Source organism: Pseudoalteromonas sp. SG43-6 (assembly GCF_014164365.1).
GTDB lineage: Bacteria > Pseudomonadota > Gammaproteobacteria > Enterobacterales > Alteromonadaceae > Pseudoalteromonas > Pseudoalteromonas rhizosphaerae.
In genome coordinates this window covers 1-25,381 of the sequence record NZ_JACJEZ010000047.1, presented here as the reverse complement: position 1 = coordinate 25,381, position 25,381 = coordinate 1, and the positions used below count along the sequence as shown (strand labels likewise).

The following is a 25,381-nucleotide window of genomic DNA, read 5'->3' as shown; positions in this document are numbered from 1 at the left end:
TCACTGTTTTGTATTTACTTTAATTCAGTTGCAGCTCAGTTGATACCTGCTACCTTCATGCATTCTAAGGGAGCGTTGAATTTTGATTAAAGCACTTTTAATTAGCTTATCACTGGCTATTTTAGCTGGCTGTAGTAGCTCGCAGACAAACTATTCTGCAACAAGCACAGGTATTCGTGAGCAGGGAAATGCTAGCTTTTATGCCGATAAATACCATGGTCGGCTGACCGCTAGTGGTGAAAAGTTTGACCAACAAGCCATGACTGCGGCGCACAAACAGCTCCCTTTTAACAGCAAAGTTAAAGTCACAAACACAGCAAATAACCGTTCAGTGGTCGTTAGAGTGAATGATCGCGGTCCTTTTATTCGCGGCCGTATCATCGATTTAACAAAGCATGCGTTTGAGCAACTCGCAGAGCCAAGCTCGGGCGTTATTAACGTAACCGTTGAAGTAATTGATTAAAAGCGTGTGATCAAGTTCACGTACTCAGGTTGCTCTGCTAATAGTTGCTGATGCGTTGCAATCGCTTTTATTTGCCCTTGCTCTAACCAAATTACGTTATCCATATTGGCAAGTAAGGCAGGGTCGTGAGTTATGCTGATCACAGTACAGTGCCCCATGCTGGTTAATATCGCATCCATAACTTGATGCTTCGATTGATTGTCGAGGCCTTCGGTTGGCTCATCAAGCACTAAAATAGCCGGTGCTCTGAGTAAGGCTTGCGCTAACGCTAAACGCCGCGATTGCCCACGCGACAAACTTCTGCCACCTGTGCCTAAGCGGGTGTCTAATCCTAGTTTTAACTCGCTAAGCCAATCACCTAACTGTGCTTGTTGACAGGCTGTGCGCATTTGTTGTTTAGTTGCTGAGGGCGCCGCATAGCGTAAGTTTTCAGCAATGGTGCCATCAAAAATATGATGTTGTTGTGCGACTATGTTAATCAGTTCGCAGCGATTTTGTTGACTGATCGTGTTAATTGCTATGGTTTTGTCTGCTGAGTTCAGGTTTATTTCACCATTTTGCTGTGGCCATAAACCACTGAGTAAATTAACCAGCGTACTTTTCCCACTGCCGCTTTGCCCCACAATCGCGACTTTTTGCAGTGGCTCAATCGCAAAACTTAAGTTGTTAAGCGCAAAAGTATCACTGTGGTAACAATAACTAAGATCTTTAAATTCAAGCCCTAAAGGTTGCACTGATAACGACTCCTGAACGCTTGTAGTTTCAGGGCGCAGTTTATCTTCTAAATCAAAAATACGCTTTGCAGCGCTTAGCGCTACGGGCAATTGAATAAACGCATTTGGTAGCGTTAGCACCGTTTCAAAACTAGCAAGCACAAATAAACTAAGCATTGCCAGTTCAACATTGGCCATAGCTCCGCTGTAAACTAGCGGTGCAATTATCACAATGGCACCGAGCATACTCAGTTGTACTATTAATAGTGATATGCCATTACTATGTGCTTCGGCGCTATGGCGAACAAATAGTTGCCGATTATAGCGTTCACTGGCTGCCCGACATTGCTCAATTTGTTGCTCGGTGGCTTGATAGATAGCCAACTCTCGTAAGCCACTTAGGGTATCTGATAATTCAGCACGTAAAGTCGCCGAATAGTGAGTTTCGAGGTCGGCAGTTTGCTGAAGTTGTTTACTCAGTATGATCGGCAGGGCAACGCCTACTATTAAGAGTGCAGTAAAGCATAGTAACGCTACATTACTGTTGTAGGCTGCCATAATTGCAACCACAATTGGCACGCTGATTAGCGCAACAATCATCGGTAATAATACGTTTAAGTAAAATTTATCGAGCGCTTCAACGTCATTTTGCATGCGGTTAAATAGATCGGCGCTGCGGCTCATGGCTAAATCAACATTGCTTAGCTGGCTTAGCGTGTTAAAAACACAGACACGAATTTCACTTAATAATAAAAAGGTGGCGTTGTGGGTTACCAATCGCTCGCCGTAACGAGAGGCGGTTCTTACGATTGCCAAAAATCTAATTGTGCCGGCTGGTGTGAAGTAATTCATTTGCGTGCCAGCCAAGCCAGCTGCAGCCATGGCGGCTAAAAACCAACCAGAAATAGCCAATAAGCCAACGTTTGCCAGTCCTGTTAAGGTTGCTAAAAATGCCCCTAACAGCATTGCACCTAGGTGCGGTCTACACAGTTTTAATAAACGTAAAAAATTAGTCATGCTGTTTACTCCTTGCATGCACTAAATCAAACAGCGCGCCTTGGTTATCGATGAGGGTTTTAAAGCTACCTTGCTCAATAACAGCACCATCTTTCATTACAATAACTTGTTTAGCTTGTGCAATGGTATTTAAGCGATGGGCTATCACCACAACGAGATGTTGCTGTGCATAATGATTGATAGCCGCTTGCACCTGTTGCTCAGTTTGGCTATCGAGGTGTGCGGTTGGCTCATCAAGGATCAAAATTGGCGCTTGTTTTAAAAATGCCCGAGCTAAAGCGATCCGCTGCTTTTGCCCGCCTGAGAGTCCTTCGCCTTGTTCACCAATTTGAGTGTCAAAGCCCTCTGGTAATTGATTGATAAACTCAAGTGCACCAGCTTGCTCTGCTGCAGTTTCTAGCTGCGTGAGTGTGGCATCCGGTTTGGCCAATAGTAAGTTAGCTTTGATACTGTTAAACAATAAAGTAGGTTGTTGTGGGATCCAGGCAATATGTTGCTGCCATTGCTTAATGTGTGATGCGGCTAATTGTTGTTGATTTACCGTAACAGCACCGATCACCTGAGGATGAAACCCTAATAAACAATCGAGTAAGGTGCTTTTACCAGCACCACTTTGACCAACGATGGCATACAGGCCTGTGCCTGCAAATGTTAGGTTTATATTGTTAACGCCTTCATTACTTTGTGGGTAATGAAAATTTAAATTATCAATATTGAGTTGTTCGATACTTGGTAAGTTTAAGCTATTTTGAGTATTTGGTTGTATGTTCTCAAGATCCTTAGCAGGGAGTGGCTCATTCAATATTTTTAGCATATCAGCGGCGGCACTAATCCCTTCTAATCGGGCATGGTAATGGCTGCCGAGTTGGCGCAGCGGTAAATAAAACTCCGGGGCAAGTAACAGTACAACAAAGCCGGTCGAAAAATCTAAGGTACCAAAAAACAACCGAAAACCGATTATCACCGCTACTAACGCGACACTAATGGTCGCTAAAAACTCGAGTGCGAAAGATGATAAAAATGCGATTTTTAATACGTTTAAAGTCGCATGGCGAAAGTCATCGGAAATTTTGGCAATTTGCTTTAGTTCGCGCGTAGTCGCATTAAATAACTTTAGTTGGGTTAAGCCTTGTAAGCGGTCAAAAAAGTAATTACCTAACACAGCTAGTTGTTGCCAACGTTGTTGATTCAGTTGTTCTGCTTTGTGGCCAACCAAAATCATAAAAAACGGAATTAGAGGGGCGGTGAATAAAAAAATCAACCCAGCTTTCCAATCGGTAGGAAAAATCACCATCAGGATAGCCAAAGGAATAAGCGCACTGTAAGCCACGCTCGGTAAATAATTAGCATAATAATCGTGCAGTGCTTCAACACCATTATGTAGGGTGTTTAAAGTCGCGCCATGACCTTGTTGTTCAATATAACTTGGCCCAAGTAAGGTGAGTTTCTCGAGTAAAGTATGGCGCATAGCAGTTTTAATTTTAAGTGCGGCTTGGGCACTTATGCGCTGCGAAAATCCAAGCAATATTCCGCGCCCTAAAATCAATGCTGCTAATGGCCAAAGTAAAGGGGTAATAGTGGCTAAATTGGCGTGTTCAAACATCACTAAATGAATTGATCGTGCCACTAAATAAGCACTGGCAATCATCAATAATGCGTTAAATGTTCCTAGCGCAATACTGATTTTTAAAAGACTGCCAGCGTGATTGGAATGCGTTTTTAAAAACGCGCGCAGCGTAGTTTGCTGCGCGCGATTTGGTCGGGGGTTAGTCGTCATTTTGGCGATTAAGCCTATCGTGTAATTCTTGTTCGTCGTCAGCGATACTGTCTTTGTTCTGGCCAAATTCGTACCACATAACGTTGATCACACCTAACGTACAGGCTAATAAAACACCGAGTATCCAAGCAAAATACCACATAGATCAAATCTCCTTAGTAACTGCCATGGCTGTTATTTTCAATTTCTTCTACGGTTACTTTGCGCCACATTTTCACATAACACCATGTGGTGTAAAGTAAAATAAGTGGCACAAAAATACTTACTGCAATAAACATTACATTCAATGTTCTATGGCTAGAAACCGCATCCCATATTGTTAAACTAATATCAGGGTGATTACTTGATGGCATAATAAATGGGAATAAAGACATTCCAGCCGTCATGATCACACCGCCAAGCATTAAGCTTGTTGCTATTAATGCCAGCCCCGGTCTATTAATTTTTGAACATATCCACGCTAATGCAGCCATTAAAAAAGCGACCGCAGGGAACAGCATAGTTAAAGGCATTTGTTGATAATTGTTTAACCAAGCACCTGCAGAGGTGGTTACTGTTTTATCTAGTGGGTTTGCAAAGCCTTGCGTATCACCCATCGAGATTATTTGGTAACCATCAAGATTAGCAATCCAAATACCTGCAACAGCAAATAACACGATGAATGCTAACAGTGCATAACGACCATATTGCGCTGAGCGACGAGCAACATCACTGTCTGTACGCAGCTGTAACCACATACCGCCATGGGCAAGTAACATAGTTACGCTGATCAAGCCGGCTAATAAGGCAAATGGATTTAATAATGCAAAGAAAGATCCTTGGTAGCTGGTTCTAAGGTATTCATCAATACTAAATGGCACACCTAAAAACAGATTGCCAAAGGCCACGCCAAATACCAGAGCAGGAATGGCACTGCCAGCAAATAAGCCCCAATCCCAATTGTTACGCCAGCGTGGAGAGTCAATTTTGCTGCGATAGTCAAAACCCAAAGGTCTAAAAAATAAGGCAAACAATACCAACATCATAGCAAAGTAAAAGCCCGAAAATGCAGCCGCATAAACCATCGGCCACGCTGCAAATAAGGCACCACCTGCGGTGATAAACCATACTTGGTTACCATCCCAGTGTGGACCTACCGTATTGATCACCACACGGCGTTCACTGTCGGTTTTACCAACTAACTTGATAAGCATAGCCACGCCCATGTCCATACCATCGGTGATTGCAAAACCAATTAACAATACGCCGATGATAACCCACCAAAGTAACTTTAACGTTTCATAATCGAAAATCATGATTTTGCTCCTTGCTCGTCAGTTATTTGGTCGCCATTAGTATGGTCATCTAAATGTTCAAAGTGATATTTACCAGTGTGCAATGAACTTGGTCCTATTTTTACAAATCGCAGCATCAGCCAGCCCTCGACAATAGCAAGGCCGGTGTAGAATACGATAAAGCCGGTTAAGCTTATTAAAATATCATTGACAGTCAGTGACGAGGTCGCTAAAAAGGTCGGCAGTATTTCAGAGATTGCCCACGGCTGACGGCCATACTCTGCAACTATCCAGCCAAACTCGATTGCTATCCAAGGTAGAGGAATACTCCACACCGCAGCCCACAATAACCAACGTTTCTGTTCAATCACACGATGTGCATTGTAATAAAAAGACAATACAAATACGCCCAGCATAATCACACCACAGCCAACCATGATCCTAAATGACCAAAACATCGGGCCTACTTGAGGGAACGAATCTTTAACGGCTTGCTGAATTTGTGCTTCAGTTGCATCCACTACATTTGGTGTATAACGCTTTAACAATAAGCCGTAGCCTAAATCAGCTTTGAGGGTGTCAAACTTAGCAATATTCTCAGCTGAGTCATCACCACTGCGCAGTTTTTCAAGGTATTTATAAGCGATCATACCGTTACGAATACGCACTTCGTGTTGTTTTTCTAAATCATTAATGCCGATGACTTGCTCATCTAGCGAGCGGGTCGCTATTAAGCCTAGTGCATACGGGATTTTAACGGCAGCATGGGTCACTTGTTTATCGGAATCAGGGATCCCAACTAACGTAAACGCAGCGGGTGCTTCCTCGGTGTGCCATTCAGCTTCAATGGTTGCCAGTTTTACTTTTTGTACTTCACCGACTTCATAGCCTGATTCATCGCCAAGTAAAATAACACACAATACTGAGGCTAAACCAAAGCCGCTAGCGACTGAAAAAGAGCGTTTTGCAAAAGCGAGATCACGGCCCTTAAGGATATACCAACTACTGATCCCCAATACGAACATGGATGCGGCAACATAGCCCGCAGACACAGTATGAATAAACTTAACTTGTGCGACAGGGTTAAACACAAGCTCGGCAAAACTCGTCATTTCCATGCGCATAGTTTGATAGTTAAATTCAGCACCGACAGGGTTTTGCATCCAACCATTAGCGACTAATATCCACAGCGCAGACATATTAGTACCAATAGCCATTAAAAAGGTTGCACCTAAATGCTGGCGTTTACTGAGCCGCTCCCAGCCTAAAAAGAACATACCCACAAAGGTCGATTCTAAAAAGAATGCCATTAACCCTTCTATCGCAAGGGGAGCGCCAAATACATCGCCCACATAATGAGAGTAATAAGACCAGTTAGTACCAAATTCAAACTCCATGGTAAGGCCTGTGGCTACACCAATGGCGAAGTTAATGCCAAATAGTTTACCCCAAAACTTGGTCATATCACGGTAGATTTCTCGGCCGGTCATTACATAAACCGACTCCATGATCACTAAAATCCAGGTCATACCTAGAGTCAGTGGTACAAATAAAAAGTGAAACAGGGCGGTGACAGCAAACTGTAATCGCGATAGATCCACAAAGGTTTCATCTATCATTTTTTATAGCTCCTTGTATGTGCGGGCGAGTCACAAAACAAATAAAGTAAGCAAAAGTTAGTTAATTAAGTTTCAGTAATTATTGAAACTTTATGCATTATTCTCTTTTGGTTAATTATTGTCAATCACAACATGGATAAATATTACCCCATTATGATTAATGCGACGCTTTTTAATCGGCTTTAGTTAGTGAAACACAGAGCTTAACTATTTACCAATATATGTTTGAAAAACAGGCAAATAGTTCTGATTGTATCAGTAAAGGTACGTTGCTGAAGGTTTCTCTAATTTATTCAGGGTGTGTCATTTAATCGCGCAGTAAAACAAGCTAGACTACTGCCTATGACCGTCTTGTTGACTTGTGAATAAAAAACAGCCATGAATAAAGATAAACAGCCACTACGTATAGCGATTGTAGTTGGAGAGCTCTCTGGTGATATTTTAGGTGAAGGCCTAATTAAAGCATTGAAACAGCGCTACCCTGATGCCATTTTTGAAGGTATTGCAGGGCCGAAAATGCAGGCGCAAGGCTGTAGTAGCTTATTTGATATGGAAGAGTTAGCTGTAATGGGCTTAGTGGAAGTGCTAGGCCGATTACCGCGGTTATTAAAAATTCGCAAGCAACTAGTCCAACACTTTATTGATAACCCGCCAGACGTTTATATAGGTATTGATGCACCTGACTTTAATTTACGGGTTGAAAAGCCGTTAAAAGATGCTGGGATTAAAACGATTCAATATGTAAGTCCATCAGTGTGGGCATGGCGAGAAAAACGTATCCACAAAATCAGCGCTGCAACCAATATGGTGCTGGCTTTATTACCGTTTGAAAAAGCATTTTACGATAAACATAATGTGCCATGTACTTTTGTTGGCCATACACTGGCTGATGATATTGCCCTTGAGCATGACGACAGCGCAGCGCGTCAACAATTGGGTTTAAGCCTTGATGATAAAGTACTGGCATTATTGCCAGGTAGTCGAGGCTCAGAAGTAGGGTTGCTTAGTGAAACTTACCTTAAAACAGCGGCCGGGCTACAAGCTAAAAATCCTGATTTAAAAATAGTGGTGCCATTAGTAAATGAGCAACGCAAAGCACAATTTAGTGCTATTTTGGCAGCTACAGCGCCACAACTAAATATTCAGTTGTTGGATGGGCAATCGAACCTTGCAATGCAAGCGGCAGATGTGATTTTAATTGCATCAGGTACCGCGACCCTGGAAGGGATGCTTTATAAAAAACCTATGGTGGTTGGCTATAAAATAAAAGCCCTAAGTTATTGTATTTTTAAAAGTTTATTCACTTTTAATATTAAATACTTTTCGTTACCAAACTTATTAGCTGACGAAGAGCTAGTGCCTGAATTTATGCAGCATGATTGCAGTGTTGAAAACCTAACGAACGCCCTTGAACCAATGCTAAATAGTGATAATCGCGAGTTAAAAGCGCGTTTTTTAGCCATTCACCAGCAAATACGCTTAAATGCTAGTGAGCAAGCAGCCACTGCTGTTGCGGAGATTATAGATGCAAATTGAACGACCTAACCTCAGCTTTATCGCTGGCGTTGATGAAGTCGGCCGTGGGCCATTAGTTGGCGATGTAGTGACCGCTGCGGTGATCCTCGATCCAGCTAAACCGATAGCTGGTCTTGCGGATTCAAAAAAGTTAACCGATAAAAAACGCCAAGCACTAGCAATTGAGATCAAAGAAAAAGCGCTGTGTTGGTCCATTGGCCGATGTAGCCCCACAGAAATCGACGAGTTAAATATTCTCCATGCCACTATGCTGGCAATGACTCGTGCGGTTGAAGGCTTAAGTACCACCCCTGAGTTTGTATTTGTCGATGGCAATCGCCTACCTGCGCTCAGTATGCCGGCACAAGCCGTAATAAAAGGCGACAGTCTAGTGGCAGAGATCTCAGCAGCATCCATTATTGCTAAAGTTGCCCGTGATGATGAAATGATTGAGCTTGATAAACGCTATCCAGAATATGGTTTTGCAGGTCATAAAGGCTACCCAACCAAGGCACATTTTGCTGCTCTTGAGCAGTACGGCGCCATTAGTGAACATCGTAAAAGCTTTAAACCAGTACAACGTGTACTGGCGATGCAGGAGAAGTAATGGCAGCTCCAGATTTTGTGCATTTACGGGTACATTCAGACTTTTCAATGGTCGATGGTTTAGCGAAAACTAAACCGATTGTCGCCAAAGCGCAGGAATTACAATTACCGGCATTGGCCATTACCGACCAAATGAACTTATGTGGTTTAGTGCGCTTTTATGACACCGCTCATAATGCGGGTATTAAACCAATTGTTGGTGCTGATTTTTGGTTACACAGCCCAGAGTTTCCAGAAGGGCCTTGTCGGTTAGTTATTTTAGCTAAAGATAATGTCGGTTATAAAAATCTTACCCTTTTAATCTCTAAAGCGTATCAACGTGGGCATTTATTTCATCGCCCTGTTATTGAACGAGATTGGTTAGTTGAGCACAAAGAAGGGCTTATTTTACTCTCTGGTGCCAAAGATGGCGATTTAGGTAAAGCGCTATTAAAAGGCAACCCAGCCACAGTTGAGTCGGTGGTTAGTTTTTATAAACAGCATTTTAGTGATAACTACTATATTGAGTTGATACGTACGAAGCGTACACAAGAAGAAGACTATTTACACTTAGCGGTTGAGCTTGCAACCGTTGAGCAATTGCCAGTTGTGGCTACCAACGAAGTGGTATTTTTGAAGCCTGAAAACTTCGAGGCCCACGAAATACGCGTAGCAATATTTGACGGCTATACGCTTGATGATAAACGCCGACCAAAGCGCTTCTCTGAAGAGCAGTACTTAAAAACCCCAGCACAAATGGCTGAGCTGTTTAGTGATATCCCAGAAGCGCTGCAAAACAGTGTGGAAATCGCCAAACGCTGTAATGTGACGGTGCAGCTTGGTACGTATTTCTTACCAGATTATCCAACCGGCTCATTAAAAATTGAAGACTTCTTGGTGAAAGTATCCCGAGACGGTCTTGAAGAGCGCCTACAGTTTTTATTCCCTGATGCAGCGGACCGAGCAGAAAAACGTGTTGAATACGACGAGCGTTTGCAAATCGAGCTCGATGTAATTAACCAAATGGGTTTCCCTGGTTACTTCTTGATCGTAATGGAGTTCATCCAGTGGAGTAAAGATAACAATATTCCAGTTGGTCCAGGACGTGGTTCAGGTGCGGGTTCGTTAGTGGCTTACGCGCTGAAAATTACCGATCTTGATCCGCTTGAATTTGATTTACTTTTCGAGCGCTTCTTGAACCCTGAACGTGTATCAATGCCGGATTTCGACGTCGATTTCTGTATGGATAGACGCGATGAAGTAATCGATCACGTATCGGCTCTATATGGACGAGACGCGGTATCACAGATCATTACTTTTGGTACTATGGCAGCAAAAGCGGTAATACGCGATGTTGGCCGAGTACTTGGCCACCCGTACGGATTTGTTGACCGTATATCAAAACTGATCCCAGGCGATCCCGGCATGACGTTGGCAAAAGCGTTTGATGTTGAGCCACGCCTGCAAGAAGCTTACGATGGCGATACAGAAGTAAAAGACTTAATCGATATGTGTCGCATCCTTGAAGGCTGTACACGTAACGCTGGTAAACATGCCGGTGGTGTGGTTATTTCACCGACTACAATTACTGATTTTGCCGCCCTGTATTGTGACGATGAAGGTAAGTTTCCGGTTACTCAGTTTGATAAAAATGACGTAGAGACCGCAGGATTAGTAAAGTTTGACTTCTTAGGTCTGCGAACCCTGACCATTTTGCAATGGGCAGTTGATATGACTAATGAGCGCTTAACCCGAGAGGGCAAAGAGTCAATAGATATCAACACCATTCCACTGAATGATAAAAAGAGTATAGAGCTGCTATTAAGAGCAGAAACTACCGCGGTATTCCAACTTGAATCCCGTGGTATGAAAGACTTAGTAAGGCGCTTAAAGCCCGATTGCTTTGAAGATATGATCGCCTTGGTAGCCTTGTTTCGTCCCGGGCCATTGCAGTCAGGCATGGTAGATAACTTCATCGACCGAAAACTTGGTCGCGAAGAAATTTCTTATCCAGATGCACAATATCAACACGAAAGCTTAAAGCCTATTTTGGAGCCGACTTACGGCATTATCTTGTATCAAGAACAAGTAATGCAAATTGCTCAGGTACTGGCAGGTTACACCCTAGGTGGCGCCGATATGTTACGTCGTGCAATGGGTAAGAAAAAGCCAGAAGAGATGGCAAAACAGCGTTCAACATTTGAAGATGGTGCGCGAAATAACGGCATTGACGGCGAACTGGCGATTAAGATCTTCGACTTGGTAGAGAAGTTCGCAGGCTACGGTTTCAATAAATCACACTCCGCAGCCTATGCGTTAGTATCGTACCAAACGCTGTGGATGAAAACCCATTATCCTGCTGAATTTATGGCGGCGGTGATGTCGGCTGATATGGATAACACTGAAAAAATCGTCACCTTGGTTGATGAATGTGAGAACATGAAGCTCACTTTATTACCGCCTGATGTAAATGCTGGTGCCTATAAGTTTACAGTAAACCTCAAGGGTGAAATTGTTTATGGTATTGGTGCTATCAAAGGCGTGGGTGAAGCGCCTGTAGATGCAATTTTAGAAGCGCGAAGTAACGGTGGGCCATTTAAAGACCTATTCGATTTTTGTGCGCGGGTAGATTTAAAACGTATCAATAAACGCGTAACCGAAAAACTTATTTACGCCGGTGCGCTTGATCAACTCGGTCCCGAGAAAACGCAACCAGCGCGTGCTACGTTATTGGCAAGCTTAAAAGATGCGATGAAAGCGGCTGATCAGCATCATAAAGCAGAGTCGTTAGGGCAAACTGATTTATTTGGTTTATTAGCGACAGAGCCGGATGAAGTCGAGCAAGCATTTATAAAAGCCACGCCACTGACTGATAACCAATGGCTTGATGGGGAAAAAGAAACCTTAGGCTTATATTTAACCGGGCACCCAATAAATCAGTATCGTAAAGAGCTGAAATATTACACCAGTGGTAAATTAGTGGATTTACAGCCAACTAATCGTGATGTGCAATCAACCGCTGCAGGCCTTGTTATAGCTGCACGTACACTAGTAAATAAAAAGGGAAATCGTTGGGGGCTTGTAACTTTAGATGACAAGAGTGCCCGTATTGATGTACGCTTATTCCCAGAACAGTTTGAAATGTACCAAGATATGCTGCAAATCAACAATATCTTGGTAATATCTGGACAGGTCAGCTTTGATAACTTCTCCGGTGGTATTACAATGACCGCCAGAGACATATGCACCATCGCGCAAGCGCGCGAAAAACGTATTAAAGCGATTAAAATGACGCTAAATATGGTGCAAATCGAAGCCAACTTCTTCGATAAATTACAAAAAGTACTCGAACCTTATAAGTTTGGTACTTGTCCGATTAAGGTTTACTATCAGCGTCCAGATGCGTTGGCACAGTTAACCCTCGGGACAGAATGGTGTGTTACGCCTAGTGATGACTTAATTCATAAGTTATCGTTAATGGCGGCGCAAGATGTAGAACTAGAATTTAACTAATTAGGTAGTTTAGAGCATGAGCCTCAATTATCTTGATTTTGAGCTTCCAATCGCAGAGTTAGAAGCAAAAATTGAAGAGTTACAAAATATAAGCCGCGCTGGCGATTTAGACCTTGAGTTAGAAGAGGAAGTCAGTCGATTAAAAGAGAAAAGCGCTAAAATGAAAGAGGAAATATTCTCTAAATTAGGTGCTTGGCAGGTTTCTCAGTTAGCCCGTCATCCGTTGCGTCCTTATACTCGAGATTATATCGAGCGTATTTTCACGGAATTTGACGAGTTTGCTGGCGATCGTACTTTTGCGAATGATCCGGCAATTTTAGGCGGTGTTGCACGCTTTGAAGGTCAACCAGTGATGGTTATTGGCCAACAAAAAGGCCGTGACACAGCTGAAAAAATTAAACGCAACTTTGGTATGCCAAAGCCTGAAGGTTACCGTAAAGCATTACGCTTAATGGAAATGGCAGAGCGTTTTAAAATGCCAATTATGACCTTTATCGACACCCCAGGTGCATACCCAGGTGTTGGCGCTGAAGAGCGAGGCCAATCTGAAGCAATCGCACGTAACCTTAAAGTGATGGCAGCATTAAAAGTGCCAACAATTTGTACGGTTATTGGTGAAGGCGGCTCAGGTGGTGCTCTAGCCATTGGTGTAGGTGATCGCGTTAACATGTTGCAGTACAGTACTTACTCGGTGATTTCACCAGAAGGTTGTGCATCAATTTTGTGGAAGAGCGCTGATAAAGCACCTCTTGCTGCAGAAGCGATGGGTGTAACCGCTGAGCGTGTTAAAGAGCTTGATTTGATCAACAGCTTAGTTGAAGAGCCATTAGGTGGCGCACACCGTAACTACGAAGGTATGGCGCGTAACCTGAAAAATCAACTTAAGCGCGATTTAGCTGATTTACAAGCTCTGTCACTGGATGAGATGCTTGATCAACGCTATAAACGTTTAATGTCGTTTGGTTATTGTTAAGATAAACAAAACAACCAAATTGATGAAAAAAAGCCGCTATTGCGGCTTTTTTGTTTTAGAATGCTTTGGAGCTTGGAGCACTACTAAATTTAAGTTGATGGTTACTCATGCAAACAACATCGTTATACCAACAAGTAAAAAATGCCATTACGCCTTATACCGATGAGCACAAAACCGCATTTACGGTAGCGCTCTCTGGTGGTGTGGATTCGGTGGTATTACTGCATATAATGAATGCGCTAAAAGCTGAAATACCGCAACTGCAATTAAGCGCAGTTTATGTTAATCATGGTTTAAGTCAGTATGGCGACGATTGGCAGCATTTTTGCGAAAAACTATGTGCAATAGTAAAAGTTCCTTTTTACTCGGCTCAGGTAAAAATCACCAATAAATCACGCACGAGTCTAGAAGAGCTCGCCCGCGATGCTCGGTATCAGGCACTTGATCAGCATAGCCCAAGCGGCAGTATTATTTTGCTAGGGCAGCACTTAAATGATCAACTAGAAACGTTTTTACTGAGGCTAAAACGCGGCTCAGGATTACAAGGCTTAGCATCTATGCGGCAAACTCGCACCTTGAGTTCTGGGCGAGAATGTTTACGGCCACTGCTGAACAGCACACGACACAGTATTGAACAATTTGCTACCGAGTTTAAGCTTGAGCATATTACCGATGATTCAAATACAGATGAGCGCTTTGATCGCAACTTTATTCGTCAGCAAATAGTACCTCTATTAAGTGAACGATTTAGCGGCTTTGAGAAAAGCGCAGCACGCAGTGTTAAGCTTCTTCAACAGCAGCAAGATGTACTTGATGAATACACTCAGTTAGATTTAAGCCAATGCCAAAACATCCAGCAAGGGTTAAGTTGTTTACAGCTAGCAAATTTTAGCGCTGCGCGCCAAGCAAATGTTTTGCGTTGTTGGCTTGGGCAGTTTACGACGCTTATGCCATCACAACAACAAACTCAGCAAATACTTACACAAGGTTTAACAGCAAAAGCTGATGCGCAGCTACTTATTCAGTTAACCGAAGGGCAAGTACGCCGGCATCAAAACTTTTTATATTTTGTACGTGAAACAACCGTTCCTGACAGCCAATCACTAACTGCTCAAAAACAGTTACTTTCAGATGGTCGTACCCTCATACAATTATCAGGTATAGGAGTTAGAAAGCCATTGCCTGATGAACACGTTTCTGTTCAGTTTAATTGCCCACAGGCGCGTATTAAACCGCTTAAAAAACCGGGCCACAACAGCATTAAACATTGGTTTAAAGATGCCAAAGTAGCGCCATGGTTACGTGCTAATGTGCCACTAATTTTTTATAATGAGGAATTGGTTTATGTCGTAGGGCATTTTATAAGTGCAGAACACGCCGATGAAAAAGGTATATTTTGGGAGATAAAAACATGACAACGTCACAGCCACACGTTGGTTTATCACTAGTCAATAAAGCGCCGTTAGGGCTTATAGTTACAGCCGTTGTAGCGGGCATTGCCACGGTAATGTTTGAGCTGGCGCTTTTAACGTTAGCGTATTCGGTTGCAGGTGGTTTGGTGTGTGCGATTATTTTAATTGCGTACTGGTTAGGTAAAGGCGGACTATTTTTTATTGTTGGGGTGAGTATTCCATTATTAATGGTCATTGTTGTACCACTGACCAGCATGGCTGCTTTGTTATACCTAATTAGTGGTTTCTTTTTTGGTTTTTGCTTAGCACTATTAGGCTATAAGTTATTGGTCAAGTCAAAAAGTTAGTATAAGTATCAAAGTAAGGCCTAGCGGGGGAACTAGGCTTACCTTTAATTAATACGCTTTCGCGCAGTTACGCCCTGATGCTTTGGCCTTGTATAAACCTTTATCGGCGCGGGCAAAAATCTCATTCTCACAATCTTTGCTGTTTGCCAAGGTAAATCCAATGCTGGTGGTGACTTCATATTGTTTCATTAAACTTGACTGCGCCACTAACTGCATCACTCGCTGAGCAATCACTTTATTTGTGGTAAATTCAGGATCATCAATTAATACCGCAAACTCATCGCCACCAAAGCGAAATACAGAATCTGTGCCGCGAATACTACTGCATAAAACGTTGGCAAACTCTTGTAATACGTCATCGCCAATTTTATGACCGTAGCTATCATTAACTTGTTTAAAGTTATCTAAATCTAACAACATTAAACTAAATGGACGATGATGGCGGCGAAAGCGCTCTAATTTTTGCGTCAAAATAGCATCAAACTGACTACGATTATTAAGCCCTGTTAAGGTGTCTTTAGTCGCTAGTTTTAGTACGCGGCTATACATTAATGCATTGCGTAATGGGTAAACCAATGCGCAGTGTAAGCCAACTAACTTTTGTTCAATATTGCCCGAAAGCGGATATTGGCAAAAATAGATAAGCTGTCCTAAATGTTCATTATTTATGTCTAAATTAAATGAATATGGCGGTTTGCTGTTATCACTATTAGCAATTTGTGCCACCCCAAGAGATGACTGAAACTGCAAGCCTGAAAAATTAATAAGCTGCTTTGCGTGTTCAGCATAAATCGTTAGTAGCTCTTCTATGTTCAACGTTGTTTGCAGTTTCTCGAGCAAACTATGGATAGCTGCGGGCTCATTATTACGGTAATGCTCTGCCGAAAACGGCAGGAACTCGCCACGTGCTGAGATGCGCTGCGTCAAAATATGGACATTTTCCATGGTTTTCTCCCCCTAGGAGTTTGTTATTACTTTTCTAAGCGATTTTTGTGCCACTATTCCAAACTGGCTGAAAAACAGATAGTTGCTATAGTTAACTCTTAAGCAGCTAAAATTTTGACGGTATGGCAATAATATAAATAGGAGGTTTATTTGCAAAGTGTATTGGCTCAAATATTTGGCTTATTACTGGCTGCTGTGGTGCTGGTATGGTTATTTAAGCGCATTGGCTTACCGCCGATCCTCGCTTACCTTGCTACTGGCTTATTAGCGGGTAGTCATGGCATTGGCTGGATGGCGCAAAGTCATGAAATACATTTTGTAGCTGAGCTTGGTATTGTATTTTTATTATTTAGTTTAGGGCTGGAGTTTTCTGTTGGCCGCTTAATGGCAATGCGCAATATTGTATTTGGCTTGGGCACGTTGCAAGTAATAGTCACAAGTATTGTGTTTATGCTGATTTTATTGCTGATGGATTTGTCTGTGCTGAGTAGTTTTACTATCGCGACATTAATGGCGCTGTCATCAACAGCGGTGGTGGTTAAATTACTTAAAGAAACCGGCGAACTTAAACAGCGGCGAGGGCAGCTTGCTATCGGAATGTTATTATTTCAAGATATTGCGGTGGTGCCGTTACTGATTACTTTACCTTTACTGGCCCAAAGCAGTGGTACTGAAGGCATTGCCTGGGCGCTGACTTTCGCTTTAACTAAAGGCGCGTTTGTATGTTTGTTGTTATGGATGATAGGCAAGTGGGTATTGCCAAAAGTCTTTAGCGAAGTTGCATTAATGCGCACCGATGAATTGTTTGTTTTGACTACTTTAGTGGTTGCCTTATTTGCCGCAGGCTTAACGTATTTATTTGGCTTATCGATGGCGCTGGGCGCATTTTTAGCAGGAATGATGCTCGGCGAAAGCCAGTACCGACATCAGTTAGAAGCCGATATTCGACCATTTCGCGATATTTTAATGGGCCTATTTTTTGTCACTGTCGGCATGCAGCTCGATATTTTATACGTGTTTGGCGTATGGTATTGGATAGTGGCTGCATTAGCGCTAATGCTAGTATTAAAAATTGGTGTTATTACTTTTTTAGCGCAACTGATGGGCGAGCGAAAACAAGATGCAATTGCAGCAGGCATCATGCTGTGGCAAATGGGCGAGTTTGGTTTTGTATTAATTGCGCTTGCTACTAAACACCAATTATTAGCTTTAGATCACGCCTCATTTTTAATCGCTATTGCAGTCATGTCGATGGGCTTAACACCTTATTTAATAGAATCGACGCCTTGGTTATTAAAACAACTTGGGGTATTAAAAAATCCCAACGGTGAGTGGCAGCAACAGCCTAACAGTAGCACTTTGTATCAAAACCATGTAGTTATCTGTGGGTTCTCTCGGGTTGGGCAAACTATTGCGCGGTTTTTAAAGCCAGAAGCAATAGAGTACGTTGCTGTTGAAAGTAACCCAATACTAGTTCAAGAGGCCAAAGCAGCTGGAGAGCCCGTTATTTTTGGTCATGTAAAACAAAAAGATATTTTAAAATCAGCAGGAGTCGAACGAGCTCGACTAGTGATCATTACTTTCACCGATTTTGAACATGCGCAAATCGTGATCGATGCGATAAAGCAAATAGCTCCTGACGTGAAAATACTGGTACGCATGCGCGATGATAGTCATCTCGAAGCACTCAAAGAGCTTGGCGTGACTGAGGTGGTGCCCGAAACGCTGGAAGCGAGCTTAATGTTAGTGTCGCACGTGTTATCTATGTCGGGCGTACCAATGTCGCGTATTGTTAGGCGGGTTAGCAAAGAGCGGCGTAACCGTTACCAATTTTTACATGGTTTTTTTGCCGGAGATCAATTTGATAGTGAAGAAAATAACGCCGAGCGGCTTGAGTATTTACACGTTATGGCACTGCCAGAAAACGCCTTTGCGGTTGCTAAAAATATTAATGAATTAAATCTCGAAAAACGTAAAGTATCAGTGCGAGCATTACGGCGCAAAGACCGTGAAATTGATAGTCCATCGCTGCACACTATTTTACTCGCCGGAGATATTCTTGTACTACAAGGTAAACCTCGACGAGTAGAGCGGGTAGAGTGCTATTTACTCGATGGTACGGATTAGTGAATAGTTCGCTGTTAATCGAGCTCTAAAAATTCGCGTATCTGCGGCAGTTTCTCTAAACCATCTTTATAACCAATTTCAATCAAATGCTGGGTATAGCGTTTTTCAAACAATAAGTAACTGGTTAAACTCGATTGAGAACGTTTTTTAACCCCGATCATGCGCAGTAATATTTTAATGGCTAAAGGCATATCACTGTAATAGTTTGCGGCAATGGCATTAAAGTTTTCTGATGGATTGATCACAAAACTTTGTATTTGCTTTAATTCTTGGTGTTTATCACGCCCAGGTAACAAACCTAAAGTTCGGTTAATTCGTTCAAGGCGCTCAAGATCTGACTGTAAGGTGTCGGTAAACACACTGTCGAGCAAATGGCCCGCAATTGAGGATAACCCTGGGAAGTGAGGGAGATAACCCGGTGGATGAGCTTCTTTGGGCTGATCAACACCAATAATAAATATTTTTTCAGCGCCTAAATGGACACATGGACTCAGTGGCGACAATTGGTGAATAGAGCCATCACCAAAGTAGTGGTTGTATACATTTACGCTCGGAAACACCATAGGAATTGCACTGGACGCCATTAAATGTTCAACGTTAATACGGGTCGCTTGGCCTTCGCGTTTAGCGCGCCGCCAAGGTGATTGTGTATTAGATTGAAAAAACGCCACAGAATCACCCGTGGTATAGCTTGATGCGGTGATTGACAGCGCATCTAAATAATTACGGTGTAAATTACGCTCAATGCGAGTTAAATCTAAAATTTCATTAAGTAAATTACGTAAAGGCTGATTATTCAACAAGCTCGCTGGTGGATGATTAATATGTTCAGATTGAAAACTGGTCAGCATGTTACGCATTAAATGGCCAAACACGCTGATAAAATCACTTTTATATACCATTGACGTAGAAAAGTTTTTCCAAACAGATTCCAGTTTACGTACCGCCAAATGGGTGCATGAAGCATAGCTTGCTAGCGCGGCTGAATTGATCGCTCCGGCAGATGTACCATTAATAATAGTAAATGGTAGCGGGGCGGTACGCGGCATACTTTGCGCGAGCGCTTTAAGAACCCCAACTTGGTAAGCGGCACGTGCACCACCACCGGTCAGTAACAGAGCAACTTTAGGTTTGTTTTTATCGATTTGCTTGATTTTCATAGTTGAGTTTCGTCGTTGCAATTAAGCGGTTAAGCGTCTTTACTTTATTTATTAACTGTAAGTCTTTAAGCTAGAAGAATCAAAGGATACCTTAGCTACGTTAATAATTATTAGTGTAGGCTATGAATTAAATCCATTTAGGGTACTCTTACTGTTATCGCATTTTAATATTTATGGAGTTCGTATGTCAGATCAACCATCAGCGTCAGATGTTCAAAAACGTCCACCGAATAATAACCTTTTATTTGCAGGCATCATTTTAATTATTATCATTATTGCTGCAGCGTTTGTGTTATTAAACTCAAGTGATGAGTCACAATCAGCAACCGAAGTTGAGCAACACGTAGCAGAGCGCCCCATGATGGAGCTAAAACCAGAGAACGATCCGGTTGTTAATGCCCCATCTGTTAATCCTGAAAAGCCTGCTGATTTAGCCGTGCCAACGCCACGCCCAGTAGAGCCTGAGCCGCAAGTAGAGCCACTACCTACTCTTGATGAAAGCGATCCTGTCGTTGTTGCTAAGTTAGACGAATACCTAAGTGATGCCGCTATGAGTTTGGTTATAAACGACGATGTTATTCGCCGTGGTGTGGTATTTATAGATAATCTTGCCAAAGGTAAAATTGCGCAAAAACACACTCCCGTTATTAAGTTAGAAGAAGGCTTTAGTGTGGTAGAGGGTGATATTCTTACCATTGATCCAAACAGCTATGAGCGTTATACCCCTTATGTAAAAATCTTTACTAGCATGAGCGCAGCGCAAATCGTACGTTTATATGATGAGTACAAACCACTGATCAATGATGCGTATACAGAAATAGGCTATCAAGGTGATGCATTTAATCAAACACTTGAAGAAGCGATAGACCTATTATTGGATACCCCAGAGCCAAAAGGGGATATGCCACTGTTACGTGATTCAGTCACTTATCAATATGCTTACTCAGAATGGGAACGCCTACCAGCGGCACAAAAACAACTGCTACGCATGGGCCCTGAAAATATGAAAAAAATAAAAGCTGTACTACGTAACGTAAAAAAAGAGTTAGATAATCAATAATCTTACTTAAATCGTTTAAAAAATAGTGCGGTTGTATGTTTAATATGCAATCGCACTTTCTTTTTGTGTTTCCCCTTGAATAACACAGCAAAAGTAGAGATAATCCCTCCCGCGCCAACCAAGGCCCTCAATGGTAGTCTTATTGGTCCTCTCGCAACACTAGCAGGCGAACCTGGTCAGGCCCGGAAGGGAGCAGCCACAGTTTGTGACGTGTGTGCCGAGATGTGGCTGGTAAGACTGCCACCCAAATTCCTCATTTGGGTGTTGTTTGAAGTATAAGTTGACATATTTGTACTAAAAGATGGCATAAATTGGAAGTATAAGGTGGCATAGTCTAGTATTTAACCAAATGGTTAGATGGTTGACTCACATGTATGTAAAAAAAATCAAAAACTCTCCAATTAATCACAATCATAAATTTGCTAGTCAAAAAAATAAATCTACTTGTTTAGTTCAATCCTCTCTAGAGTTTGATGCTTGTTTCCATTTTGAATTCTCACCTTCAATAGCCGCATTTGAAGCACAACCACTAGGTTACGAATATGAGTTCGATAACCGTATTTGCCCTTACACGCCTGACTTTTTACTTACCCACACAGACGGTACACAAAAATTTATTGAAGTAAAACCGCAAAGCCAAATTGCTGATGAAGACTTTCGTGCACGTTTTATTGAAAAGCAATCTATCGCTAAGCAAGGTGGACGCGATTTAATACTGGTTACTGATAAGCAAATCCGTGTATACCCAACACTCAATAACTTAAAACTTTTGCATCGCTACTCTGGTTTTCAGTCTCTAACAGAGCTGCAAGCATCAGTGTTAGAACTAGTTAAGCAATACGGATCTATCAAAGTAGGCCAGTTAGTTAGCTTTTTAAAAGTAACTGCCGGTGAGTTACTTGCTACGGTGTTACGTTTATTATCATTAGGGCAGTTATTTGCCGACTTAACTACAAATGAAATATCAATAGAAACAGCAATTTGGTCTAACAATGTTTAATGACGGTTTGTTTGAAGATGAATTTAACCAGCCATTACCAAAAGTAGCAGCCAAACCACCTCAAAATTACGCTAAAGACTTACAAGCCCTTCCTGAAAAAATTAAAACAACAACATTTGCTAAGCTTAAATATATTCAATGGCTTGAGGCTAATATTCAAGGCGGTTGGACACAAAAAAACCTTGAGCCTTTATTAAAAGTAATGCCTGAAGTTGAGGGAGAAAAAAAGCCTAGTTGGAGAACTGCAGCACGATGGTATAGCGCTTATACCAATGCGGATAAAAATATCATGGCGCTAATACCAAGCCACCAAAAAAAGGGTAACAGGGAGCGCGATACAGCCACCGATAAGTTTTTTGAAAAGGCACTTGAGCGTTACTTAGTAAAAGAAAAACCATCGGTGGCTTCGGCTTACAAGTTCTATAAAGACTTAGTTATTATTGAAAACGACAGTGTTGTAGACAGTGTTTTAAAGCCTTTAACATACAAAGCATTTAAAAATAGAATCGATAATTTACCGCAATACGACGTGATGGTTGCTCGTTATGGTAAGCGCCTTGCTGATATTGCTTTTAATAAAGTAGAAGGGCATACACGGCCTACCCGAGTACTCGAAAAAGTTGAAATTGACCATACACCGCTTGATCTTATTTTATTAGATGATGAGCTACATATTCCACTTGGACGGCCAACACTCACCATGTTAGTCGACGTGTATAGCCATTGTGTTGTTGGCTACTACTTTAGCTTCAGCGAGCCCTGCTATGATGCAGTAAGGCGAGCAATGCTAAATGCGATGAAACCTAAAAGTGAAGTAGTCAAACTATATCCCGATACGATTAATGAGTGGAAGTGTGCAGGTAAAATTGAAACACTTGTTGTTGATAATGGCGCTGAATTTTGGAGTAACAGCCTTGAACTTGCTTGCGAAGAAATAGGCATTAATACTCAATATAATCCTGTCGCAAAGCCCTGGTTAAAACCTTTTGTAGAACGCATGTTCGGTACAATTAATACTGAATTATTAGACCCTGTTCCTGGTAAAACCTTTTCTAACATTTTACAAAAGCATGAATACAATCCCAAAAAGGATGCAATCATGCGCTTTACGACCTTTATGCAGTTATTTCATAAATGGGTAGTAGACGTTTACCATCAAGATGCCGACAGCCGCTTCAAGTACATACCTAGCCAACTATGGGAGCAAGGATTTAGTACGTTACCACCAACAATGCTTAGTGATGCTGATCTTCAACAACTAGATGTTGTGCTCAGTATTTCAAACCATCGGGTGCTTCGTAAAGGTGGGATACAGCTAGAAAACTTAAGCTACGACAGTACTGAACTGGCGAACTATAGAAAGCAGTTTAGCCACAAAGTATCTCAAGAAGTTTTAATTAAATTAAACCCCGATGATATTTCTTATATATATGTTTACCTTGATAAGCTAGAGCATTATATAAAAGTGCCATGCATAGATCCAAACGGTTACACCCAAAATTTAAGTTTGAATCAGCACAAAATAAATATACGTATTCATCGCGATTTTATTTCGGGCTCTATCGATAATGTAGGCTTAGCAAAAGCGCGTATGTTTATTCATAATAAAATTCAAAACGAGTTTGAAGCGTTAAAAAATGCGCCAAAACACTCAAAAGTAAAAGGCGGTAAAGCGCTAGCTAAGCATCAAAATGTTAGTAGTGATTCACAAAAATCAATCACGCAGAGCGAGCCAGTAGAACCCAAAAAGGTTACATCTAAAGAGCAAGTAACTGATAGCTGGGATGACTTTATCTCAGACCTAGATGGATTTTAATTATGCTGACTGACAAACAAAAAGAAAAGCTAAATGAATTTCGCGATGTATTTATTGAATACCCAATAATAACCACTGTATTTAACGACTTCGACAGATTAAGACTTGGTAAAGGGTTAGCGGGGGAAAAGCCCTGCATGCTTTTAAATGGCGATACAGGCACAGGTAAAACAGCACTAATAAAACAGTATAAAGAACGCCATTTACCGCAATTTATTAATGGAGTGATGAATCACCCTGTATTAGTAAGCCGCATACCCAGCAACCCGACACTAGAATCTACTTTAGCCGAGCTTCTTAAAGACTTAGGTCAAGTAGGCAGCACAGAGCGTAAGCTACGAATAAACGGCACTCGCTTAACGACATCATTAATAAAATGCCTAAAAACGTCTGGTACAGAGCTTATAATTATTGATGAGTTTCAAGAGCTAATTGAGCACAACCAAGGTAAAAAACGCCGCGAGATTGCTAACAGATTAAAGTATATTAATGACGAAGCGGGTGTATCAATTGTCTTGGTAGGTATGCCGTGGGCAGAAAAAATAGCAGACGAACCTCAATGGTCATCGCGTTTATTAGTAGAGGGCGTTCAAGATTCTGTGTCAGCTTAAAATTTAAAGATCGAGCACGTTATCTAAACGCCCTTTAAAATAAATTGCCAACTGAGATAAACAAAGGCTCCAATTGTGTATGGGCATTGTCCATTTCTCGGTAGCATTTAATATGCCAGCATAAAGCAACTTCAACAAGCTATTTTCATTTGGAAAAGCGCCTTTTGTTTTCGTTAATTTCCTAAACTGACGATGGACTGCTTCCACCGCATTCGTTGTGTATATGACCCTACGTATAGGCTCAGGGTACTTGAAATAGGCTGATAAATTATGCCATTTATTACGCCATGAGTTGATCACTAGCGGATAAGCGTCCCCCCATTTAGCCTCCAGCTCATCAAGTGCTATCTCTGCTGCTTCTTTTGTTGATGCGCGATAAACGGGCTTTAAGTCGGCCATAAATGCTTTTTGATTCTTTGACGCGACATACTTCATTGAATTTCGTATTTGATGAACAATACATAATTGAACTTCTGTCTCGGGAAATATAGCTGCAATGGCTTCTGGAAAGCCTGTTAGCCCATCAACGCATGCAATTAGTATGTCTTTAACGCCTCGATTATTTAAGTCGGTAAGTACCGACAACCAGTAATTAGCGCCTTCATTTTCGGATAAATGCAAGCCAAGTATTTCTTTTTTGCCATGAATATCTAGCCCTAATAACGTATAAACGGCTTTACTAATATAACGGCCATCTTCTTTGACTTTGTAATGAATAGCATCAAGCCACACAATCGGGTAGTGACTATCGAGAGGGCGCTGTTGCCATGCTTTAAGCTCTGGAAATAAGTTTATCGGTCACAGCACTGATGGTGCCAGTGGCGACGTTCATGCCGTACATATCTTCAATGTGCTTATTAATATCACGATAGCTCATCCCCATACTGAACATGGAGAGTATTTTTGAGTCTATTTCGTCACTCAATGTCGTTTGGTTCTTCTTGATGAGCTGAGGCTCAAAGCTACCACTGCGGTCTCTAGGCGTCTCTAGCTCAAAATTGCCAGCAGGTGACTTAATCGTCTTCGTGCTAAAGCCATTTTTACGGTTAGGCGCCTGCTCATTAGCGAGGTGATGTTCAAGCTCAGCCTGGAGCGCTGACTCGGTTAATTGTTTGATAAGTGATGTAAGTACACCATCTTTACCGTTTAGCTTTTTACCTGATTGAAGCGCTTTAACGGCATCTTCGAAGTTGAATTGATTTGTCATGTGTCATTCCTGTTTTTTATCAGTTTAATCAAATGACACAGATTTTTGAACACTCCCGTGTCAACATCAGTAACGTTGAAGCGATTGGATTATTAATCATCCAGACTGAAAGGGGAGTAGCTTTCCCCCTGTGTCAGGATAGTTGTCGCCTCTAACTTTTAATAGAGGCAGATAAAAATGAGACGTCGATTTACACAAGAATTTAAAGTTCAAGCGGTTGAAAAAGCATTATCTCAATGTGATGATG

19 protein-coding genes, 1 other RNA gene and 1 pseudogene are annotated in these 25,381 nt (G+C 41.8%); 13 read left to right on the top strand and 8 right to left on the bottom strand.

Features of this window, described 5'->3' with window-relative positions; translation table 11 throughout:
• Positions 1–79 precede the first annotated feature (79 nt).
• A complete protein-coding gene (locus H5201_RS17550; protein WP_310736578.1) occupies positions 80–463 on the top strand; it encodes a septal ring lytic transglycosylase RlpA family protein in 384 nt (127 codons plus the stop codon).
• On the opposite strand, the gene cydC is transcribed toward H5201_RS17550, so the two are convergent.
• From cydC to H5201_RS17525, 5 genes are read right to left on the bottom strand one after another with little or no spacing between them, the layout of a single operon-like run.
• Positions 460–2,193 (bottom strand): thiol reductant ABC exporter subunit CydC, encoded by a 1,734-nt coding sequence (gene cydC / locus H5201_RS17545; RefSeq protein ID WP_182785136.1) that lies wholly within the window; start codon positions 2,191–2,193, stop codon positions 460–462. The genes H5201_RS17550 and cydC overlap by 4 nt on opposite strands.
• Complete coding sequence (gene cydD, locus H5201_RS17540) at positions 2,186–3,970, bottom strand: thiol reductant ABC exporter subunit CydD (RefSeq protein WP_182767942.1); 1,785 nt, start codon at positions 3,968–3,970, stop codon at positions 2,186–2,188. Before cydD ends, cydC begins: the two co-directional genes overlap by 8 nt.
• Positions 3,960–4,112 (bottom strand): cytochrome bd-I oxidase subunit CydX, encoded by a 153-nt coding sequence (gene cydX / locus H5201_RS17535; protein WP_064667585.1) that lies wholly within the window; start codon positions 4,110–4,112, stop codon positions 3,960–3,962. The genes cydD and cydX overlap by 11 nt, the downstream gene beginning before the upstream one ends.
• A gap of 13 nt (positions 4,113–4,125) precedes the next feature.
• Entirely contained in the window at positions 4,126–5,265 is a 1,140-nt protein-coding gene (gene cydB / locus H5201_RS17530) for a cytochrome d ubiquinol oxidase subunit II (RefSeq protein WP_145240499.1), read from the bottom strand.
• Complete coding sequence (locus H5201_RS17525) at positions 5,262–6,863, bottom strand: cytochrome ubiquinol oxidase subunit I (protein ID WP_182718679.1); 1,602 nt, start codon at positions 6,861–6,863, stop codon at positions 5,262–5,264. The genes cydB and H5201_RS17525 overlap by 4 nt, the downstream gene beginning before the upstream one ends.
• A 378-nt stretch (positions 6,864–7,241) precedes the next feature.
• On the opposite strand from H5201_RS17525, the gene lpxB reads away from it, so the two are divergent.
• The 6 genes from lpxB (at position 7,242) to H5201_RS17495 (ending at position 15,208) form a co-directional block, all read left to right on the top strand.
• Entirely contained in the window at positions 7,242–8,399 is a 1,158-nt protein-coding gene (gene lpxB / locus H5201_RS17520) for a lipid-A-disaccharide synthase (protein WP_182785135.1), read from the top strand.
• Complete coding sequence (gene rnhB / locus H5201_RS17515; RefSeq protein ID WP_145240504.1) at positions 8,389–8,985, top strand: ribonuclease HII; 597 nt, start codon at positions 8,389–8,391, stop codon at positions 8,983–8,985. Before lpxB ends, rnhB begins: the two co-directional genes overlap by 11 nt.
• Complete coding sequence (dnaE, locus tag H5201_RS17510) at positions 8,985–12,476, top strand: DNA polymerase III subunit alpha (protein WP_182718677.1); 3,492 nt, start codon at positions 8,985–8,987, stop codon at positions 12,474–12,476. The genes rnhB and dnaE overlap by 1 nt, the downstream gene beginning before the upstream one ends.
• 16 nt (positions 12,477–12,492) lie before the next feature.
• Positions 12,493–13,449 (top strand): acetyl-CoA carboxylase carboxyl transferase subunit alpha, encoded by a 957-nt coding sequence (gene accA, locus H5201_RS17505; RefSeq protein WP_145240508.1) that lies wholly within the window; start codon positions 12,493–12,495, stop codon positions 13,447–13,449.
• Between the two features lie 107 nt (positions 13,450–13,556).
• Complete coding sequence (gene tilS / locus H5201_RS17500; protein ID WP_182785134.1) at positions 13,557–14,864, top strand: tRNA lysidine(34) synthetase TilS; 1,308 nt, start codon at positions 13,557–13,559, stop codon at positions 14,862–14,864.
• Positions 14,861–15,208 carry a hypothetical protein gene (locus H5201_RS17495; RefSeq protein ID WP_182761951.1) on the top strand — a complete coding sequence of 116 codons (348 nt, stop codon included), beginning with the start codon at positions 14,861–14,863 and terminating at the stop codon, positions 15,206–15,208. The genes tilS and H5201_RS17495 overlap by 4 nt, the downstream gene beginning before the upstream one ends.
• Positions 15,209–15,256: 48 nt before the next feature.
• Here the strand turns inward: H5201_RS17495 and H5201_RS17490 are convergent, their stop codons facing one another.
• Positions 15,257–16,153 carry a diguanylate cyclase gene (locus tag H5201_RS17490; RefSeq protein WP_149982978.1) on the bottom strand — a complete coding sequence of 299 codons (897 nt, stop codon included), beginning with the start codon at positions 16,151–16,153 and terminating at the stop codon, positions 15,257–15,259.
• Positions 16,154–16,303: 150 nt separating this feature from the next.
• Here H5201_RS17490 and H5201_RS17485 point away from each other — a divergent pair, with 150 nt between their 5' ends.
• A complete protein-coding gene (locus H5201_RS17485) occupies positions 16,304–18,280 on the top strand; it encodes a cation:proton antiporter (protein WP_182761949.1) in 1,977 nt (658 codons plus the stop codon).
• A 14-nt stretch (positions 18,281–18,294) separates the two neighbouring features.
• Here H5201_RS17485 and H5201_RS17480 read toward each other — a convergent pair whose 3' ends face one another.
• Positions 18,295–19,440, bottom strand: coding sequence for a patatin-like phospholipase family protein (locus H5201_RS17480; protein WP_182761947.1), 1,146 nt, complete (start codon positions 19,438–19,440; stop codon positions 18,295–18,297).
• 184 nt (positions 19,441–19,624) lie between these two features.
• On the opposite strand from H5201_RS17480, the gene H5201_RS17475 reads away from it, so the two are divergent.
• The 5 genes from H5201_RS17475 (at position 19,625) to H5201_RS17455 (ending at position 23,927) form a co-directional block, all read left to right on the top strand.
• Entirely contained in the window at positions 19,625–20,500 is an 876-nt protein-coding gene (locus H5201_RS17475; RefSeq protein ID WP_182761945.1) for a DUF3014 domain-containing protein, read from the top strand.
• 140 nt (positions 20,501–20,640) lie between these two features.
• An RNA gene (ffs, locus tag H5201_RS17470) (signal recognition particle sRNA small type) lies at positions 20,641–20,737 on the top strand.
• 133 nt (positions 20,738–20,870) lie between these two features.
• Positions 20,871–21,500 carry a TnsA endonuclease N-terminal domain-containing protein gene (locus H5201_RS17465; RefSeq protein ID WP_182785133.1) on the top strand — a complete coding sequence of 210 codons (630 nt, stop codon included), beginning with the start codon at positions 20,871–20,873 and terminating at the stop codon, positions 21,498–21,500.
• Complete coding sequence (locus tag H5201_RS17460; protein WP_182785132.1) at positions 21,493–23,316, top strand: Mu transposase C-terminal domain-containing protein; 1,824 nt, start codon at positions 21,493–21,495, stop codon at positions 23,314–23,316. The genes H5201_RS17465 and H5201_RS17460 overlap by 8 nt, the downstream gene beginning before the upstream one ends.
• A gap of 2 nt (positions 23,317–23,318) precedes the next feature.
• Positions 23,319–23,927: a TniB family NTP-binding protein gene (locus tag H5201_RS17455; RefSeq protein ID WP_259398831.1), complete on the top strand. Its 609-nt coding sequence runs from the start codon at positions 23,319–23,321 to the stop codon at positions 23,925–23,927.
• A 3-nt stretch (positions 23,928–23,930) separates the two neighbouring features.
• Here the strand turns inward: H5201_RS17455 and H5201_RS17450 are convergent.
• Positions 23,931–25,134: pseudogene (locus tag H5201_RS17450) on the bottom strand (IS256 family transposase).
• Positions 25,135–25,381 lie beyond the last annotated feature (247 nt).

Coding starts and splice junctions, on each gene's coding strand:
- H5201_RS17525 (WP_182718679.1), bottom strand. CDS start 6,863: ATGATAGATGAAACCTTTGTGGATCTATCGCGATTACAGTTTGCTGTC.
- H5201_RS17480 (WP_182761947.1), bottom strand. CDS start 19,440: ATGAAAATCAAGCAAATCGATAAAAACAAACCTAAAGTTGCTCTGTTA.
- accA (WP_145240508.1), top strand. CDS start 12,493: ATGAGCCTCAATTATCTTGATTTTGAGCTTCCAATCGCAGAGTTAGAA.
- cydB (WP_145240499.1), bottom strand. CDS start 5,265: ATGATTTTCGATTATGAAACGTTAAAGTTACTTTGGTGGGTTATCATC.
- cydD (WP_182767942.1), bottom strand. CDS start 3,970: ATGACGACTAACCCCCGACCAAATCGCGCGCAGCAAACTACGCTGCGC.
- dnaE (WP_182718677.1), top strand. CDS start 8,985: ATGGCAGCTCCAGATTTTGTGCATTTACGGGTACATTCAGACTTTTCA.
- tilS (WP_182785134.1), top strand. CDS start 13,557: ATGCAAACAACATCGTTATACCAACAAGTAAAAAATGCCATTACGCCT.
- H5201_RS17490 (WP_149982978.1), bottom strand. CDS start 16,153: ATGGAAAATGTCCATATTTTGACGCAGCGCATCTCAGCACGTGGCGAG.
- H5201_RS17495 (WP_182761951.1), top strand. CDS start 14,861: ATGACAACGTCACAGCCACACGTTGGTTTATCACTAGTCAATAAAGCG.
- lpxB (WP_182785135.1), top strand. CDS start 7,242: ATGAATAAAGATAAACAGCCACTACGTATAGCGATTGTAGTTGGAGAG.
- rnhB (WP_145240504.1), top strand. CDS start 8,389: ATGCAAATTGAACGACCTAACCTCAGCTTTATCGCTGGCGTTGATGAA.
- H5201_RS17475 (WP_182761945.1), top strand. CDS start 19,625: ATGTCAGATCAACCATCAGCGTCAGATGTTCAAAAACGTCCACCGAAT.
- H5201_RS17455 (WP_259398831.1), top strand. CDS start 23,319: ATGCTGACTGACAAACAAAAAGAAAAGCTAAATGAATTTCGCGATGTA.
- H5201_RS17465 (WP_182785133.1), top strand. CDS start 20,871: ATGTATGTAAAAAAAATCAAAAACTCTCCAATTAATCACAATCATAAA.
- cydC (WP_182785136.1), bottom strand. CDS start 2,193: ATGACTAATTTTTTACGTTTATTAAAACTGTGTAGACCGCACCTAGGT.
- cydX (WP_064667585.1), bottom strand. CDS start 4,112: ATGTGGTATTTTGCTTGGATACTCGGTGTTTTATTAGCCTGTACGTTA.
- H5201_RS17460 (WP_182785132.1), top strand. CDS start 21,493: ATGTTTAATGACGGTTTGTTTGAAGATGAATTTAACCAGCCATTACCA.